This window comes from Enterococcus sp. DIV2384, from assembly GCF_050534975.1.
Taxonomy (GTDB): domain Bacteria; phylum Bacillota; class Bacilli; order Lactobacillales; family Enterococcaceae; genus Enterococcus; species Enterococcus faecalis.
On sequence record NZ_CP172905.1, the window covers coordinates 1,327,546 to 1,342,607 of the forward strand.

16 protein-coding genes are annotated in these 15,062 nt (G+C 38.2%); 15 read left to right on the forward strand and 1 reads right to left on the reverse strand.

Annotation, left to right across the window (positions count from 1 at the left end; translation table 11 throughout):
- The first annotated feature begins 4 nt into the window (after positions 1 to 4).
- The 10 genes from IGK54_RS06500 (at position 5) to IGK54_RS06545 (ending at position 10,598) form a co-directional block, all read left to right on the forward strand.
- Complete coding sequence (locus IGK54_RS06500) at positions 5 to 1,039, forward strand: helix-turn-helix domain-containing protein (RefSeq protein WP_010777633.1); 1,035 nt, start codon at positions 5 to 7, stop codon at positions 1,037 to 1,039.
- Entirely contained in the window at positions 1,040 to 2,482 is a 1,443-nt protein-coding gene (locus IGK54_RS06505; protein WP_025189377.1) for a RecQ family ATP-dependent DNA helicase, read from the forward strand.
- A gap of 75 nt (positions 2,483 to 2,557) precedes the next feature.
- Complete coding sequence (locus IGK54_RS06510; RefSeq protein WP_430603336.1) at positions 2,558 to 3,187, forward strand: LysM peptidoglycan-binding domain-containing protein; 630 nt, start codon at positions 2,558 to 2,560, stop codon at positions 3,185 to 3,187.
- A gap of 236 nt (positions 3,188 to 3,423) precedes the next feature.
- On the forward strand, positions 3,424 to 4,104 hold the full coding sequence (cmk, locus tag IGK54_RS06515) for a (d)CMP kinase (protein WP_002357612.1): 681 nt from the start codon (positions 3,424 to 3,426) through the stop codon (positions 4,102 to 4,104).
- Between the two features lie 113 nt (positions 4,105 to 4,217).
- Positions 4,218 to 5,429, forward strand: a complete 1,212-nt coding sequence (gene rpsA / locus IGK54_RS06520; RefSeq protein ID WP_002360341.1) for a 30S ribosomal protein S1 — start codon at positions 4,218 to 4,220, stop codon at positions 5,427 to 5,429.
- Positions 5,430 to 5,602: 173 nt separating this feature from the next.
- Entirely contained in the window at positions 5,603 to 6,913 is a 1,311-nt protein-coding gene (gene der / locus IGK54_RS06525; protein WP_002379441.1) for a ribosome biogenesis GTPase Der, read from the forward strand.
- Between the two features lie 247 nt (positions 6,914 to 7,160).
- Positions 7,161 to 7,436, forward strand: coding sequence for an HU family DNA-binding protein (locus IGK54_RS06530; protein ID WP_002357604.1), 276 nt, complete (start codon positions 7,161 to 7,163; stop codon positions 7,434 to 7,436).
- A 306-nt stretch (positions 7,437 to 7,742) separates the two neighbouring features.
- On the forward strand, positions 7,743 to 8,783 hold the full coding sequence (locus IGK54_RS06535; protein ID WP_430603338.1) for a hypothetical protein: 1,041 nt from the start codon (positions 7,743 to 7,745) through the stop codon (positions 8,781 to 8,783).
- Between the two features lie 9 nt (positions 8,784 to 8,792).
- Positions 8,793 to 10,049: a tetratricopeptide repeat protein gene (locus IGK54_RS06540; protein WP_002365653.1), complete on the forward strand. Its 1,257-nt coding sequence runs from the start codon at positions 8,793 to 8,795 to the stop codon at positions 10,047 to 10,049.
- A 9-nt stretch (positions 10,050 to 10,058) separates the two neighbouring features.
- Positions 10,059 to 10,598 carry a ReoY family proteolytic degradation factor gene (locus IGK54_RS06545; RefSeq protein WP_002360333.1) on the forward strand — a complete coding sequence of 180 codons (540 nt, stop codon included), beginning with the start codon at positions 10,059 to 10,061 and terminating at the stop codon, positions 10,596 to 10,598.
- A 37-nt stretch (positions 10,599 to 10,635) separates the two neighbouring features.
- Here the strand turns inward: IGK54_RS06545 and IGK54_RS06550 are convergent, their stop codons facing one another.
- Complete coding sequence (locus IGK54_RS06550) at positions 10,636 to 11,520, reverse strand: YitT family protein (RefSeq protein ID WP_002357595.1); 885 nt, start codon at positions 11,518 to 11,520, stop codon at positions 10,636 to 10,638.
- A 123-nt stretch (positions 11,521 to 11,643) separates the two neighbouring features.
- Here IGK54_RS06550 and IGK54_RS06555 point away from each other — a divergent pair, with 123 nt between their 5' ends.
- The 5 genes from IGK54_RS06555 (at position 11,644) to IGK54_RS06575 (ending at position 14,902) form a co-directional block, all read left to right on the forward strand.
- Positions 11,644 to 11,994, forward strand: coding sequence for a nucleotide pyrophosphohydrolase (locus IGK54_RS06555; protein WP_002363944.1), 351 nt, complete (start codon positions 11,644 to 11,646; stop codon positions 11,992 to 11,994).
- Positions 11,987 to 12,766 carry a 4-hydroxy-tetrahydrodipicolinate reductase gene (gene dapB, locus IGK54_RS06560; RefSeq protein WP_002357591.1) on the forward strand — a complete coding sequence of 260 codons (780 nt, stop codon included), beginning with the start codon at positions 11,987 to 11,989 and terminating at the stop codon, positions 12,764 to 12,766. The genes IGK54_RS06555 and dapB overlap by 8 nt, the downstream gene beginning before the upstream one ends.
- Entirely contained in the window at positions 12,763 to 13,983 is a 1,221-nt protein-coding gene (locus IGK54_RS06565; protein WP_002365655.1) for a CCA tRNA nucleotidyltransferase, read from the forward strand. The genes dapB and IGK54_RS06565 overlap by 4 nt, the downstream gene beginning before the upstream one ends.
- Positions 13,983 to 14,357 (forward strand): thioesterase family protein, encoded by a 375-nt coding sequence (locus IGK54_RS06570; RefSeq protein WP_002357588.1) that lies wholly within the window; start codon positions 13,983 to 13,985, stop codon positions 14,355 to 14,357. The genes IGK54_RS06565 and IGK54_RS06570 overlap by 1 nt, the downstream gene beginning before the upstream one ends.
- Positions 14,358 to 14,446: 89 nt before the next feature.
- Positions 14,447 to 14,902, forward strand: coding sequence for a hypothetical protein (locus IGK54_RS06575; RefSeq protein WP_002357586.1), 456 nt, complete (start codon positions 14,447 to 14,449; stop codon positions 14,900 to 14,902).
- Positions 14,903 to 15,062 lie beyond the last annotated feature (160 nt).

The following is a 15,062-nucleotide window of genomic DNA, read 5'->3' on the forward strand; positions in this document are numbered from 1 at the left end:
TACTATGGAAGCAACTTTTATTTTAGCGTTATTATCTCACGGATACAAGGTGCGTGCATCAACTTTGTATCATCTTTTAAAAGGCAAACGGACTAGCTCTGTTTTGATTTATGGTTTTTTATATGATTGTTTACGGTTCATTGGCTGGTGGCCAACGATTTCCGAACAAGCCTTTTTTCAATTTCTTGAAAAACTTTCGAAGGCGAAACAAATTCAGTATCACAAAGAGACAAATGAGATTCAACTAACAAAAGAAGGGCAACTATTTTTAAAGGAGCATCATTTTTCGTTGCTGGATTATCCTGCAATTGATCTTTATCGTTTTGGCAGAAGTGATCGAGAAAGTTGGCAACTCATTCAATTTGCCGTGCAAGTGACTTCGTATTTATCATTTGAGGAAAAACAGTATATTCCACTTTTATCAACACCGATTCCGCAACTATATTTGAAACGATGGTTACAACAAGACAAGAAAGAGCAGCGCATTCAATCAATCAAAGAAGAACTGTTGCGAGGGTTTGAGTTACTACCTGAAGCAGAAAGCGACTATTTGGTTGCGCAACTTTCTGGTTATCAGCAAACTGGCAAAGTTCCTCAGCAATTAACAAGCCATAAGACAGCTCTTGAACAGCGTTTATGGCATACGCAAGCGGTTCATCATTTACTGCAGTTGATAATGTACGGAGGAAACTATCCTGCTTTACAAACGCTTGTATGGCCGTATCTAGAAAAAAATCTAAACCAAAGTATGCAAGAAACCCAACGATTGTTAACGGAAGGCAAGACGCTTCAAGAAATTGCTGAGCAACGAAAAATAAAACCGAGTACCATTCATGACCATCTATTAGAGTTGGCTATTCAAGGGCAGCTGCAGGCGTCTGTTTATCTTGAAAAGGAGGCAATACTCCAAAACTTGGCTCAAACAGAACAAGATCCGCGGTTGTGGGTGTATCGGGATTGGCGAGCGCAAGAAGCGACGCTTTCTTATTTAGATTTTCGGTTATATCAAATCCAACAAATTTGGCAAGAAAAGGAGTGAGTGTTGTTGACATTAGAACAAGAATTATTCACTCGATTTGGTTACGCAGCGTTTAAGCCTGGTCAAAAAGAAGTGATTACAAACTTACTTGACGGTATGAATACATTGGCTGTTTTGCCAACAGGGACTGGAAAATCATTGTGTTATCAATTTGTGGGCCAGAAGTTAGAGGGACTAACGGTAATTGTTTCTCCCTTACTTTCGTTAATGGAAGATCAGGTGCGTCAATTACAAAGACAAGGAATTAAAGGTGCGGTTGCCTTAAACAGTACGTTACAATATTCAGAAAAGCGTTATGTTTTAGCGAAAATGTTCCAATACGATTATCTGTTTTTAAGCCCAGAAATGCTTTTGCAGCAAGAAGTACTTAGTGTGTTACAACGCCAAAAAATTGCATTATTTGTGGTGGATGAAGCCCATTGTGTTTATCAGTGGGGCGTCGATTTTCGCCCTGAATATAGTAAATTAGATCTGGTCCAAAAACAGCTAGACTTTCCTTTGACCTTGGCGTTAACTGCCACAGCAACACCCGTTGTACAGCACGCAATTATAAAACAATTATTTTCTCATGGTAGCTATCAAGAAGTTCTTTCTTCAGTGAATCGAAAAAATATTGGCTTGTTCGTGAAGGAAACGTCAGAAAAAGAAGAAGTGTTACTAGATTACTTATCTAAAACGGCTGGTAAAATCATTATCTATTGCGCCACGCGCAACAAAACAGAACAAATCAGTCAACTTATTCAGGCAAAAACCAGTTTTAAGGTGGCCTATTATCATGGGGGCTTGGAGGCTAGTGAACGTAGTCGCTTGCAAGAACAATTTATTGATAATCAAATCGATATTCTTTGTGCAACGAATGCTTTTGGGATGGGGATCGACAAACCTGATGTTCGTGGAGTGATTCATTTTGATTTGCCTGATAGCTTAGAAAATTACCTGCAGGAAATCGGGCGAGCTGGACGTGATGGTCAAAAAAGTTGGGCGCTATTATTATATAAAAAAGGGGATGAATTTATTCATCGGTTTTTCTTAGAAGAGACAAGAGCGAATCGAGCGACCTTAAAATCGCTGATTGAAGGAGAAGAACAAGCAGGTTTGTTAGAAAATGCCACCGAGTTACAACAAAAATGGGTCCAAGGCTATTTAGCCAAGGATTATTCTTTTGAAGAGCTAGAGCATCGTTTAGAGGAGAAAGAAAAAGATCGTCAAGCGCAATTAAGAGGGATGCTGACGTATATTGAAACCACAACCTGTCGAAGAACGTTGATTCAAACTTATTTTCAAGAACCGATTGTCAAACAATCACCGGAAACTTGTTGTGATAATTGTGCGTTATTCTTTGACATTTACCAAGATTCAATAGTAAAATCGAACAAGACCAGCAATCAAAATGAAGAAGATTGGCGTTCTAAATTTCTAAAATTATTTAAAGAACGTGATTAATTCATTTTTTTAGTCGGCAGTTGGCAAAAGCTATGATATAATAACAAGCGAGAGAAGTTTAGGAGGAAATTAGCAGTGAGTAAAAAGGACAAAAAGAAAAACCAAGCTCGTGAGCCATGGGAACAATCAATTTATGAACCTGATCAAAATGGTGGTGGTTCTCGTTTAGCAAAACGCCAACAGCAACGAGGAAATTCATTATTTCTAACTGTTTTAGTTATTTTGCTATTATTAATTATTGCCATTCCAATTGGGACTTTCTTATGGATGATGCAAGACAAGAAACCGAACGAAAGTGCTAGCAAAAATAGCCAGCCATCTTCTTCATTAGTCCAATCATCATCAAAAGAGAAGAAAAAAGAAAGTACGTCAAAATCAGTGGAAAGCTCAGAACCAGCAAGCAGCCAACCAGCTGAAAATACAACACCTTCAAGTTCAGATGCTGCTGCACAGCAACAACAGGACCAACAAGCACAACAACAACAACAGCAACAACAAGAGCAGCAACAACAACAACAAGAAGCTCAAAATCAACAACAGCAACAAGCGCAGAACCAACAACCTGTTTATGATACCGTTCAAAGTGGCGAAGGGGCACGTCAAGTTGCCGAACGTAACGGAATGACATTAGAACAAATTTTAGCGTTAAATCCTGGGATTGATACCTCTGTGTTTTATCCAGGACAACCATTACGTATTAAATAATCCAGAAAAAGAGGTTTGGACAGCACTTTCAAGGGCTAAACCGCGACGAATGATTACATGAGAATGCCAATAAGCAGAAATTTCCGAAAGATGTTTTGCGTCTTTCGAGGGATTTCGGCTTATTGCTTTTTCGTTAGAGACTCGTCATCAGTTTAAATCCAAGTTCTTTTCTTCTGATTTTAATATAAAAGAAGAAGCGCATTTTAAAGGATGCATATCAGTTAAGGAGTTTTTTCATGGGGAAAATCAGTATTGCTATTGACGGACCAGCTTCGTCAGGCAAAAGTACAGTTGCAAAAATTTTAGCAAAACAATTGAATTATGTGTATTGTGACACGGGTGCCATGTACCGAGCGATTACGTATCTGGCCTTGCAAAATCAAATCGATATTCAAGCGGAAGAACCATTAGTAGCGCTTTGTGTCAACCACACTATTTCTTTTCAGCAAGCAGAGAATGGCCAACGTGTTTTTATCGACGGTCATGAAGTGACCGAAGCGATTCGCCAGCCAGATGTAACGAATGCTGTTTCAGCTGTTTCAAAACATGCAAAAGTTAGAGAAGAAATGGTGGCGTTACAACAGAAAATTGGTCAAGCTGGCGGAGTTGTCATGGATGGTCGAGATATTGGTACTGCAGTTTTACCAAAGGCCGAAGTAAAGATATTCCTGGTGGCTAGCGTTGAAGAACGTGCAGAACGTCGTTTTAAAGAAAATCAAGAAAAAGGGATTGAGACGGATTTTGAAACCTTGAAGGCGGAGATTGAACGTCGGGATTATTTAGATTCAACCAGAGAAGTATCACCCCTTGTCCAAGCAAGTGATGCTGTGAAAATCGATACAACAGGGTTGACGATTGAAGAAGTCGTCGCCGCCATACAAAATGTGATTAAACAAAAAGGTTTTGAACTTTTTTAAAGAATTTTAAGAAAAATAGAAGAAATCGCTTTATTTTTTTACAAAAATCTCGTACTATGTAAGTATATATAGCTAAGTTTTGGAATTTTTGTTGGCATAGGAGGATAAGAGGCATGACAGATTTTGAAGACAAACAAGTAGCAAACAACGAAACAATGGAAGATGCAATGAACAGCGTTCAAGAAGTCAGTGTTGGCGATATTGTTAAAGGCGAAGTTTTAGCCATTGAAGACAAACAAGTTGTTGTCGGCATTGAAGGAGCGGGCGTTGAAGGCGTTGTTCCTGCAAAGGAATTATCGACTTTACCAGTTGAAGATGTACACGAACTTGTGAAAGTCGGTGATGTGTTAGATTTAGTTGTGATCACATCAATTGGCAAAGATAAAGAAAACGGCAGTTATTTACTGTCAAAACGCCGTTTAGATGCTAAAAAAGTTTGGGAAGAAATTGAACAAGATTTCCAAGCGGGCAAAGTAATCGAAGCACCTGTTACAAATGTTGTTAAAGGTGGTTTGGTTGTTGATGTCGGTGTTCGCGGATTTGTTCCTGCCTCAATGGTTGAAGATCATTTTGTTGCAGATTTTTCTGAATATAAAGGTCAAACACTAGCATTTAAAATTATTGAAATCGAACCTTCAGAAAACCGCTTAATTCTTTCACATAAAGCAGTTGTTGAAGCTGAAAAAGAATCGAAAAAAGAAGAATTACTTTCTTCTTTACATGACGGAGACGTTGTTGAAGGGAAAGTAGCTCGTTTAACAGATTTCGGCGCATTCATTGATTTAGGTGGCGTGGATGGTTTAGTTCATGTTTCTGAAATTGCTCATCAGCATGTGGGCAAACCAAGTGATGCGTTAACTGTTGGCGAAGATGTTCAAGTAAAAATTCTTTCAATTAATCCAGAAGAAGGACGTATTTCTTTATCTATTAAAGAAACATTGCCTGGACCATGGACAGATATCGAAACAAAAGCAGCCGCTGGGACTGTTTTAGATGGCACAGTAAAACGCCTAACAAGCTTCGGTGCCTTTGTGGAAGTTTTCCCTGGTGTGGAAGGATTAGTGCATATTTCTCAAATTTCTCACAAGCACATTGCAACGCCTCATGAAGTTCTTCATGAAGGGGATCAAGTACAAGTGAAAGTTTTAGAAGTTAATCCAGAGGAACATCGTATTGCTTTAAGTATCAAAGCGTTAGAACCAAAACCTGAGTCTCAAGAAGAACCAAAAGAAGAACAGGAATATGAATTGCCTGAAGAAAATACTGGCTTTACCATGGGCGATATTTTAGGTGACGCTTTATCTGATGCGAAAGAAGAGGAATAACACGTTACTTTCTTGAAATTTATGAGTTTGACATAGCCGTAAACAGATCGGCTGTGTCAAACTCATTTTTTCTTGAATTGGTTAGAAAATCAGCAGAAACTAAAACTTTTCTTGCACTTTAAGGTTTGATTAGGTAAACTAGTAAGGATTGAAATTCTCAAGGAGGGAATCAAATGGCAAATCCAACTATTGCGATTGTCGGTAGACCGAATGTCGGTAAATCGACTATTTTTAACCGCATTGCCGGTGTGCGTATCTCGATTGTAGAAGATACTCCTGGCGTAACACGCGACCGTATTTATACAACTGGAGAATGGTTAGGGCGTGAATTTAGTATTATTGATACAGGTGGGATTGATTTAGGTGACGAACCATTTATGGATCAAATCAAACACCAAGCAGAAATTGCGATTGATGAAGCAGATGTGATTATCTTTGTTGCTAGTGGCCGTGAAGGAATTACTGATGCAGATGAGTTAGTAGCAAAAATTTTATATCGTAGTAATAAACCAGTGATCTTAGCTGTTAATAAAGTTGACAATCCTGAAATGCGTAATGATATTTATGAATTTTATGCTTTAGGACTAGGGGATCCTTTCCCAGTTTCTGGTAGTCATGGTTTAGGCATTGGCGATGTGTTAGACGAAGCAGTTAAACATTTTCCTAACACTTCAGAAGAAGAGGACGAAGATACAATTAAATTTAGTTTAATCGGGCGTCCAAATGTCGGTAAATCATCATTGATTAATGCTATTCTTGGTGAAGATCGTGTGATTGTTTCAGATATTGAAGGAACAACGCGAGACGCAATCGATACGTATTTTGAATCTGAAGAAGGTCAAAAGTTCTTAATGATTGATACTGCTGGTATGCGTAAACGTGGGAAAGTATACGAATCAACTGAAAAATATAGCGTCATGCGCGCAATGCGGGCCATTGAACGCTCAGACATTGTTTTAATGGTCTTGAATGCAGAAGAAGGTATTCGTGAGCAAGACAAGCGTGTGGCGGGCTATGCCCATGAAGCAGGTCGTGGTATTATTATCGTGGTCAACAAATGGGATACAGTCAAAAAAGATACAAATACAATGCGTGATTTTGAAGCGGAAATTCGTGATGAATTCCAATATTTAGATTATGCACCTATTATTTTTGTGTCTGCATTAACCAAACAACGTTTAAATAAACTGCCTGAACTAATTGAAACAGTAAGTATGAATCAAAACTTACGGATTCCTTCAGCGTTGTTAAATGACGTTGTAATGGATGCTGTAGCAATTAATCCGACACCAACCGATAAAGGAAAACGTTTGAAGATTTTTTATGCAACACAAGTGGCAGTCAAACCACCTACATTTGTTATTTTTGTCAACGAAGAAGAACTAATGCACTTTTCTTATGCCCGGTTTTTAGAAAATCAAATCAGAAAAGCATTTACGTTTGAGGGTACACCGATTAAAATCATTCCGCGACGCCGAAAATAGTGCATTCTACCATACTTTTTTTAGATATTCAAATAAATTTATCAACTTTGAGAAAAAATGATTATTTTTTGAAAAAACTGGTTAAAATACACTAAAAACCTTGCTATTACAACTTTCTTATGCTATCTTGTTAACAGAATATTGAACCAGATCAATATTTGCTGTCTGTTTTTGGACCACTCAAAAATAGACGGAACTTTAGGTGTGTAAAAACATCGTATCTCTTATAGAGGAGGTGAAATGATCCATGGCAAATAAAGCAGAATTAATCGAAAACGTTGCATCTTCAACTGGTTTAACTAAAAAAGATGCTACTGCAGCAGTAGACGCTGTCTTTTCAACAATTCAAGAAACTCTTGCTAAAGGTGAAAAAGTTCAATTAATCGGTTTTGGTAACTTTGAAGTTCGCGAACGCGCAGCTCGTAAAGGACGTAACCCACAAACTGGACAAGAAATTCAAATCGCTGCAAGCAAAGTACCTGCATTCAAACCAGGTAAAGCATTGAAAGATGCAGTGAAATAAGACAGACAATTAGAACCCTTGGTTTCCAAGGGTTCTTTTTTGAATCATACATAAAAAATGTTATTTTAAGAGGTGGTCGAAACAGCACGCTAAAAGGCTAAATTGTAACGAACCTTGGGTGAGAAAAACGTGCTTCGCTCCGAGAATCAAGCGGGAACGGTTCGACACTCGCTCCTTGCTTTTTTGATAAAAAGAGAAAGATTTATGAATGAAGGACAAAAATAAGTTGTTGCCAGTAGCTGTTTTTTAGTGGTTATGCTAGACTTGGGGTGAAGGAAGAGGAAACAGTCTTAAGGTGGTGAATCAATGAAATACAACTATTCTAGAGGGGAAAACAAGGTCGCTATTATTTATGGAGAAACATTTGCTTCCGTCCTAAAAAAACGACCAGTAACGACGGAGTCAATCGTTGTTTTGGCGAATCAGCGTTACTATGATCTTTTTTCGGAGAAGATTAATTATGCCTTTGGGGAACAGTTGGGATTAAACTGGTATATTTGTCGCAATGATGTTCATTGCAATGACTTATCAGAATTAGAAAGTGTGTTACGTTTCTTAGCTGATTGGCCAGAAAATCAGGATGTTTTATTGATTGGTTTGGGTAATGAAGGGGTACTACAATTAACCGCATTTTTGCACCAAGTAAGTAAGTGTTCCTCCAAATGTTGGCTGATGCCTGTGTCTGTTCAAGCGTTACGGCAAGGACTTTTACCAAGTGTCACAATTCAGCAAGCACAGCATGCAACTATGCATATAGAAAATCATTCAGAAGAAATTTTGTTTGATAGTACCTTGACCAATAAAAAAGGTGCCGCTCCTTTAATTGATTTGCTCGTTTTTATTCGAGCGGGTCTTGTCTGTGATTATGCTTATTTACAAATGCTATACCAAACGTATCCAGATAAAAAACGGTTGAATCAAACGTCATTTAATGGTATTTTAGACGAGTTGTTATCTTTGTATGAACAAGCAGGGGAAAAAGTGGATCAATTTGGCCGAGTTTTTGAAGCGGCCTTTGCTACAACCGAAAATGGCCATTTGTTATCAGGCCCCATGAAACGATTATTGGGATTATTGTTACAAGTTTTATGGAGCCAGCAAGTCAATCACTTTGACTTTCAATTTAAAAATTTTATCGTTTGGTTTATTCGCTTAGGTTTTCCGGTGGCGTTTCCAAAAGAAATTTTAAGTGCTGATTACGCAGAACAAGTTTTGCTTCACACAGAAACACTAGGTCCTCCTATGGTGTTGGAAAAAATCGGTCAACTAGGAGCAGCTTTAAAGCCAACGCCCGATCAACTGTTAACAACGATTGAAAGATACCAAGAAATTTTAAAAGAGATTTGAGGGGAAATTATGTCATACAGTGAAAAAATGGTTCAAGCATTACAAGCTGAAAATTTAGCAGAAGCACAGTTAATGTTTGAAGAAGCATTAAAGAAAGATGATGAAAATACCTTAGCTGATTTAGGGGAAACGTTATTATCTTTAGGTTTTCTAGAAGAAGCCAAACAAATTTTCCAACAATTGTTGGAACAATTTCCCGATGCAGATGGCTTAAACATTCCATTAGCAGAAATCGCCATTGAAAATAATGAAATAGATGACGCATTCATCTATTTAGAAAAAATTCCAGAAACTAGTGACAGTTATGTTCAAAGTCTCTTAGTTACTGCGGATTTGTACCAAGTTTTAGGGATTCCAGAAGTCAGTGAAGCGAAATTAAAAGAAGCGGCTAATCTTATGCCAGAAGAGCCGTTAATTCAATTTGCTTTGGGAGAACTATACTTTACAAATGGTCAATTTGTCGAGGCTATTACTCGTTATCAAAGCATTGTAGAAAGCGGGACAGCACAAATCTCTGCTATTTCCTTGAATGAACGCTTAGGAAGTAGTTACAGCATGTTAGGTGATTTTGAAGAAGCAGTTCCTTATTTGGAAGCCGCGGTCAAAGAAGAACAAACAGACGATCGTTTATTCCAGTTAGCTTTCACTTATTTACAGTTACATGAGAATCAAAAAGCCATTACGTTGTTCCAGCAATTAAAAACACTAAACCCACATTATCAATCACTTTATCTATATTTAGCGGAAGCGCTCCAAGAAGAAGAGCAATTAGAGGAAGCAAAAGCGGTGATCGAAGAAGGAATTGCGGAAAACCCCTTCCAAGTAGAGTTATACCAATTTGCCTCTGAAAATGCCTATCGCTTACACGATATTGCTGGTGCTGAAAATTGGTTGTTAAAAGCTTTGGAATTAGGTGAGAAAACAGATGAAAGTCGTTTGACCTTAAGTAATCTCTACATCACGGAAGAGCGTTTTGAGGAAGTAATTACTATCTTAAATGATTTAGAGGAAACGGATCATCCTTATGCTGAATGGAATTTAGCAAAAGCGTACAACGAATTAGAAAACTTTGCCGTCGCTAAAGTTCATTATGAACAAGCAGCGCAAGAATTGTCTCACGAACCAGAATTTCTAAAAGAATACGCATTGTTCTTACGAGAAGAAGGCGAACTTGAAAAAGCAAAACACTTGTTGCACCATTATTTGGAACATGAACCTGGTGATGTCGACATGCAATCTGTGCTAGCAGATATGGAAGAAAGATAGGAAACGACGATGTTTGTTAGTTTATCAGAAAAGAAAAAATTTTTAACTTGGTTAGTGAATACCGTGCCTTTTGGAAGAAGAGAAGTACTGTGGATTTTAAATTACTTATTAACGCATGATGCGATTTTAAATAATGTTCATTTTGTTGAGAACGTAGAGAAGACTGATCGAGGGATCCGCGTGGTAGCAGATGGTTTAGGTAAGGAGCCGTTATTGCTTTTTATCCAAGCACAAGAATTTACAGATCCGGAACAAATTTTTCATGAGATTCGAATGAATTGGCGGAAAGCTCTTTATTTAGAATGTGTATTTCCAGAGGCTTGGCAAACGAGCCAGTATTTATCTGTTTTAGAAGACAATCCGTTTGCGCCATGGAATGAACAAGTGGATCAGGAAGTTGCCAGAGCGATTGATCAATATTTTAAGCAAGAAGAACAAACGCAGCGAATGGCATTACTTAAAGCTCAAATTGATGATGCTTTAGAAACAGGCAACAAAGAAGCGTTTTTAGAATTATCCGATGAATTAAATCGTTTGAAACAACAATAAATAAAACCCAGCATTTTCAATAAATGCTGGGTTTTATTTATTGTTTTAATTTAAAGCGCCGTTGTTTGCTGGGTTTTGCATAAGTAAAGCCTTCGCCAATTGCTTCATGTACGTTAATGATGGACACAAAGGCTTTTTCATCTATTTCATTAGCAATCCGTTTGACTTCCATTATTTCTCGAGGGCTGACTACCGTGTAGAGAACCCGTTTTTCCACTTGTGAATAAGCACCTTCACCATTTAAATATGTTACCCCACGTTCTAAAGAAGCCATTAAACTTTGACCGATTTCTTCGGAATGATTGGAAACAATTAAAATTCCTTTCGCAGCATAGGCTCCATCGAGTACAGAATCAACAACACGACTGAAAACAAAGGACACAATTAAAGTATACATCATTCGTTTGACATCAATATAGGTCAACGAGAGGAGTAAGACTGCAACATCAAAAAGTAACAACGAGCGGCCCATGCTAATCCCAAAGTATTTTTCGAAAATGCGGGCAATGACGTCGGTCCCACCAGTGGTTCCGCCTACGCGGTAAACAAGGCCACTCCCGAATCCTGCGGCCAAACCAGCTAAGAGAGCAGCAATCAATAAATCATGATCTAAATTAATTTCAACAGGAAATTTTTGCCAAAACCACAAAAATACCGATAACGACACGGTACCAATTAGCGTATAATAGAGGGAACGTTTGCCTAAAATTTTACCACCAATTAATAAGAGCGGAATATTGATTAATAATGTCGTATATGCTGGGTTAAAATGAAATAAGGCTCTTAAAATCAAAGTAATCCCCGTGACACCACCTTCGGCCAGGTCATTGGCAATATTGAAAGTAACCAAACCAAAGGCATAGATACAGCTTCCTAATACAATAAATAACACATCTTTAAAATAAAATCTTTGTTCTTCCATTTAATCACGTCCTTTTACAGTATAAACTGTATCATTCTCTATATAAAACAACAAGTAGAACCTTTCCAGATAGCCAAGTTTTTGATAAGATGTAGGAGGTAGAGTAAGAAAGGTTGGGGTAAAATGTCAGAATCAGAACAACGTAGTTTGCAATCGATGCAAACAGAAGTTGATGATTATATTCAACAGTTTAAAACAGGCTATTTTTCACCATTAGGACAAATGGCTCGTTTGACGGAAGAGGTCGGAGAATTAGCCCGTGAAGTCAATCATTATTATGGTGAAAAACAGAAAAAAGCAGACGAAAAACCAAAGACAGTATCAGAGGAACTTGGAGATGTCTTTTTTGTATTGATTAGCATGGCAAATTCTTTAGAGATTGATTTAACCGAAGTTTTTGAAGAAAATATGGCCAAATTTAACAAGCGGGATCGCTATCGCTTTGAAAGAAAGGATGGGAAAACACATGATTAAAATAATTGTCGCTGGGTTTAAAGGACGGATGGGCAGTACTGCTACACAAATGGTCTTAGAAACCGCAGACTTTGAATTAGTAGGTGTGTATGATCCTCATGAAGCACAAGAAACTGTTTCTTTCAATGATGAAACAGCAATTCCCGTTTTTCAGCGCTTAGAAGAAGTCCTAGCTGTCAAACCAGATGTTTGGATTGATTTTACGGTTCCTGAAGCCGCCTATCCAAATACGCGTTTTGCGTTGGAACACGGTATGGCGCCTGTTGTTGGGACGACAGGCTTTACGGAGGAACAAATCAACGAATTGACAAACCTATCTCGAGAAAAAGCCATCGGCGGCTTGATTGCGCCAAATTTTGCAATTGGGGCAGTTTTAATGATGCAATTTGCCCAAAAAGCGGCGCAGTATTTTCCAGATGTGGAAATCATTGAATTACATCATGATAACAAATTGGATGCACCGAGCGGAACGGCTATAAAAACTGCAGAAATGATTCAAGAAGTTCGGCCAGCAAAAAAACAAGGGAATCCGCAAGAGGTAGAATCAATACCAGGGGCACGCGGGGCTGATTTCGAGGGTCTGCGAATCCATAGTGTCCGCTTACCTGGTTTAGTGGCACACCAACAAGTCCAATTTGGCAGTGTAGGTGAAGGGCTCACTATTCGGCATGATTCTTATGATCGGCGTTCATTCATGACAGGAGTAGCGTTAGCTTGTCGGCAAGTGGTACAGAGAACAGAACTACTTTACGGATTGGAACAGATGCTATGAAATTGACAACTATTCCAAACGAATTTAAAGAAGCCGCTCCCGTTATTCGTGAAATCAATGCACAGGGCTTTGAAGCGTATTTTGTCGGGGGCAGCGTCCGTGATGCTTTATTAAATAAACCAATCCATGATGTCGATATTGCGACAAGTGCCTATCCAGAAGAAATCAAGCAAATTTTTAAACGAACCGTTGATGTGGGCATCGAACATGGCACAGTCCTTGTATTGATGGAAGACCAACAGTATGAAGTAACAACCTTTCGTACCGAGTCAACTTATCAAGACTTTCGCCGACCAGATGAAGTCACCTTTGTTCGCTCCTTGAAAGAAGATTTAAAACGGCGAGATTTTACGATTAATGCCTTGGCGCTCGACAGCACAGGTGAAATCATTGATTTATTTGATGGTATCGAAGATTTAACTAATCAAACCATTCGTGCAGTCGGTAATCCCCATGAGCGGTTTCATGAAGATGCTCTGCGAATGATGCGGGGCTTACGCTTTGCTAGCCAATTAGATTTTAAAATTGAAGAAAAAACCTTAGCCGCTATCGCTGAATTTCATCCTTTATTGGAAAAAATTTCAGTAGAACGCATTACAATTGAATTTGTAAAAATGCTTTTAGGGGTTAATCGACAAGGTGGCTTAGCTCCGTTTATTGAAACAGAATGCTATCAATACTGTCCAAAATTACGAGAACAAGGGGCTGGACTTTTTCGTTTAATGGACTTGCCTGCTCGTCAAATTGAAACAGAAGCAGAAGCGTGGACGTTACTTATCCAATCGTTGAATTTACCAGAAGCAGAAATTCGCTCCTTCTTAAAGGCTTGGAAACTTTCAAATCAATTAATCCAAAACGTTTCACAATTAGTACGCGGTTTGCGTTTTCGCTTGAGTAACGACTGGCAGCCAATGATGCTTTATGAATTAGGCGAAGAATCAGCAGTACTTGTTGAAAGGCTTTTATATTATTACCAACAAGAGAGTCAAGTACAAGTAACAAAAGAGTTAGTTAAGGCATTACCCATCCATCAAAGACATGAATTGGCCATAACAGGAAAAGACCTTTTAGCCGTCTTAGAAGAAACACCAGGCAAATGGTTAGGGGAACTGATTGCTGAAATCGAGCAACACGTTGTTGAAGGTAGCTTAGAGAATAAACAAGAAGTTCTGCTTTCGTTTGCCAAAAAACAACGTTCAAAAGGAGAGAAAGCATAATGCCAACAGAAATGTTTACAAAAGAATTCTTGGTGAAAGAATCACAAACGGCTAAAATGCTCGGTTCTGGTGACTTAGAAGTTTTAGGAACCCCTGCTTTAGCTGCCATGATTGAACAAACAGCCAAAGAAGCTGTGAAGGACCAATTATCAGTTGGGGAAACAACTGTCGGAACGGTGTTAGAATTGCGCCACTTATTTCCATCCGCGGTAGGGGCGACAATCGTTGTTACGATGACCAGCATTGAACAGACTGCACACAAAATACGCTATGAATTTGTTGCTTATGAAGGAGAACGACAAATTGCCAAAGGTTCTCACCAACGTGCAGTAGTTGAGATTGATTCTTTTTTAAAAAGAATAACAAAAGATTAAGAATCTACAGCGAAAGTTTGTGACCGTTTATCAAAAGTATGGTAAACTAATAATGTAAGAAATTATTTTTAAGTAAGGAGATTTGTGCTATGGCTAGAGAAATGACAGGACTTAAATTTTATTTCAGAAATGGTGAAACTTGGACGATTGATCGTCGTTTTATTGGTGATTTATGGATCAAACATATTACAACAAGTTTTGGCCGTATCCATGGTAGTGAATTTGTTGAAATTCATCCATGTGAAGGGTTCAAAATTGAAATTTTCCAAGAAGGAGATCATGTTCAAACCCACGATATTAACTTAGGTGGCTTAGAATTAGGGATGTTCTCTCGTGCTTTAAAATATGAAGATATCGAACGTATGGAAATTCTTTACAAAAATGGCACACCAGATTTAGTTTATTTCCCTTACAAAGATAAAACAGATGAGGGCTTGGATAACATCTATCAATCTACAAAAGTCAGCGAAAAAACTAAAAACTTATACATTGTTATCGACCCAACACAAACAGTTGATGATGTATACGCTGAAGAATTAAAATAATTTTTGCTCCACAGGAATCAGTGAAATGACTGGTTCCTGTGGCTTTTTTCAGTCTTTTGACGAATAAAATAACATTGGTTTTAATGGAATAGTCGAAAAAATAAGCGAATAAGTGTTGACACATGTTTTTTCTAGCGGTATACTGTTAACAATTCTTAAT

Bases quoted from the DNA above. Each gene is read 5' to 3' on its own strand.
- rpsA (WP_002360341.1), top strand. From the start codon at position 4,218: ATGACAGATTTTGAAGACAAACAAGTAGCAAACAACGAAACAATGGAA.
- IGK54_RS06565 (WP_002365655.1), top strand. From the start codon at position 12,763: ATGAAATTGACAACTATTCCAAACGAATTTAAAGAAGCCGCTCCCGTT.
- IGK54_RS06575 (WP_002357586.1), top strand. From the start codon at position 14,447: ATGGCTAGAGAAATGACAGGACTTAAATTTTATTTCAGAAATGGTGAA.
- IGK54_RS06535 (WP_430603338.1), top strand. From the start codon at position 7,743: ATGAAATACAACTATTCTAGAGGGGAAAACAAGGTCGCTATTATTTAT.
- IGK54_RS06500 (WP_010777633.1), top strand. From the start codon at position 5: ATGGAAGCAACTTTTATTTTAGCGTTATTATCTCACGGATACAAGGTG.
- IGK54_RS06540 (WP_002365653.1), top strand. From the start codon at position 8,793: ATGTCATACAGTGAAAAAATGGTTCAAGCATTACAAGCTGAAAATTTA.
- IGK54_RS06555 (WP_002363944.1), top strand. From the start codon at position 11,644: ATGTCAGAATCAGAACAACGTAGTTTGCAATCGATGCAAACAGAAGTT.
- IGK54_RS06570 (WP_002357588.1), top strand. From the start codon at position 13,983: ATGCCAACAGAAATGTTTACAAAAGAATTCTTGGTGAAAGAATCACAA.
- der (WP_002379441.1), top strand. From the start codon at position 5,603: ATGGCAAATCCAACTATTGCGATTGTCGGTAGACCGAATGTCGGTAAA.
- IGK54_RS06550 (WP_002357595.1), bottom strand. From the start codon at position 11,520: ATGGAAGAACAAAGATTTTATTTTAAAGATGTGTTATTTATTGTATTA.
- cmk (WP_002357612.1), top strand. From the start codon at position 3,424: ATGGGGAAAATCAGTATTGCTATTGACGGACCAGCTTCGTCAGGCAAA.
- dapB (WP_002357591.1), top strand. From the start codon at position 11,987: ATGATTAAAATAATTGTCGCTGGGTTTAAAGGACGGATGGGCAGTACT.
- IGK54_RS06530 (WP_002357604.1), top strand. From the start codon at position 7,161: ATGGCAAATAAAGCAGAATTAATCGAAAACGTTGCATCTTCAACTGGT.
- IGK54_RS06545 (WP_002360333.1), top strand. From the start codon at position 10,059: ATGTTTGTTAGTTTATCAGAAAAGAAAAAATTTTTAACTTGGTTAGTG.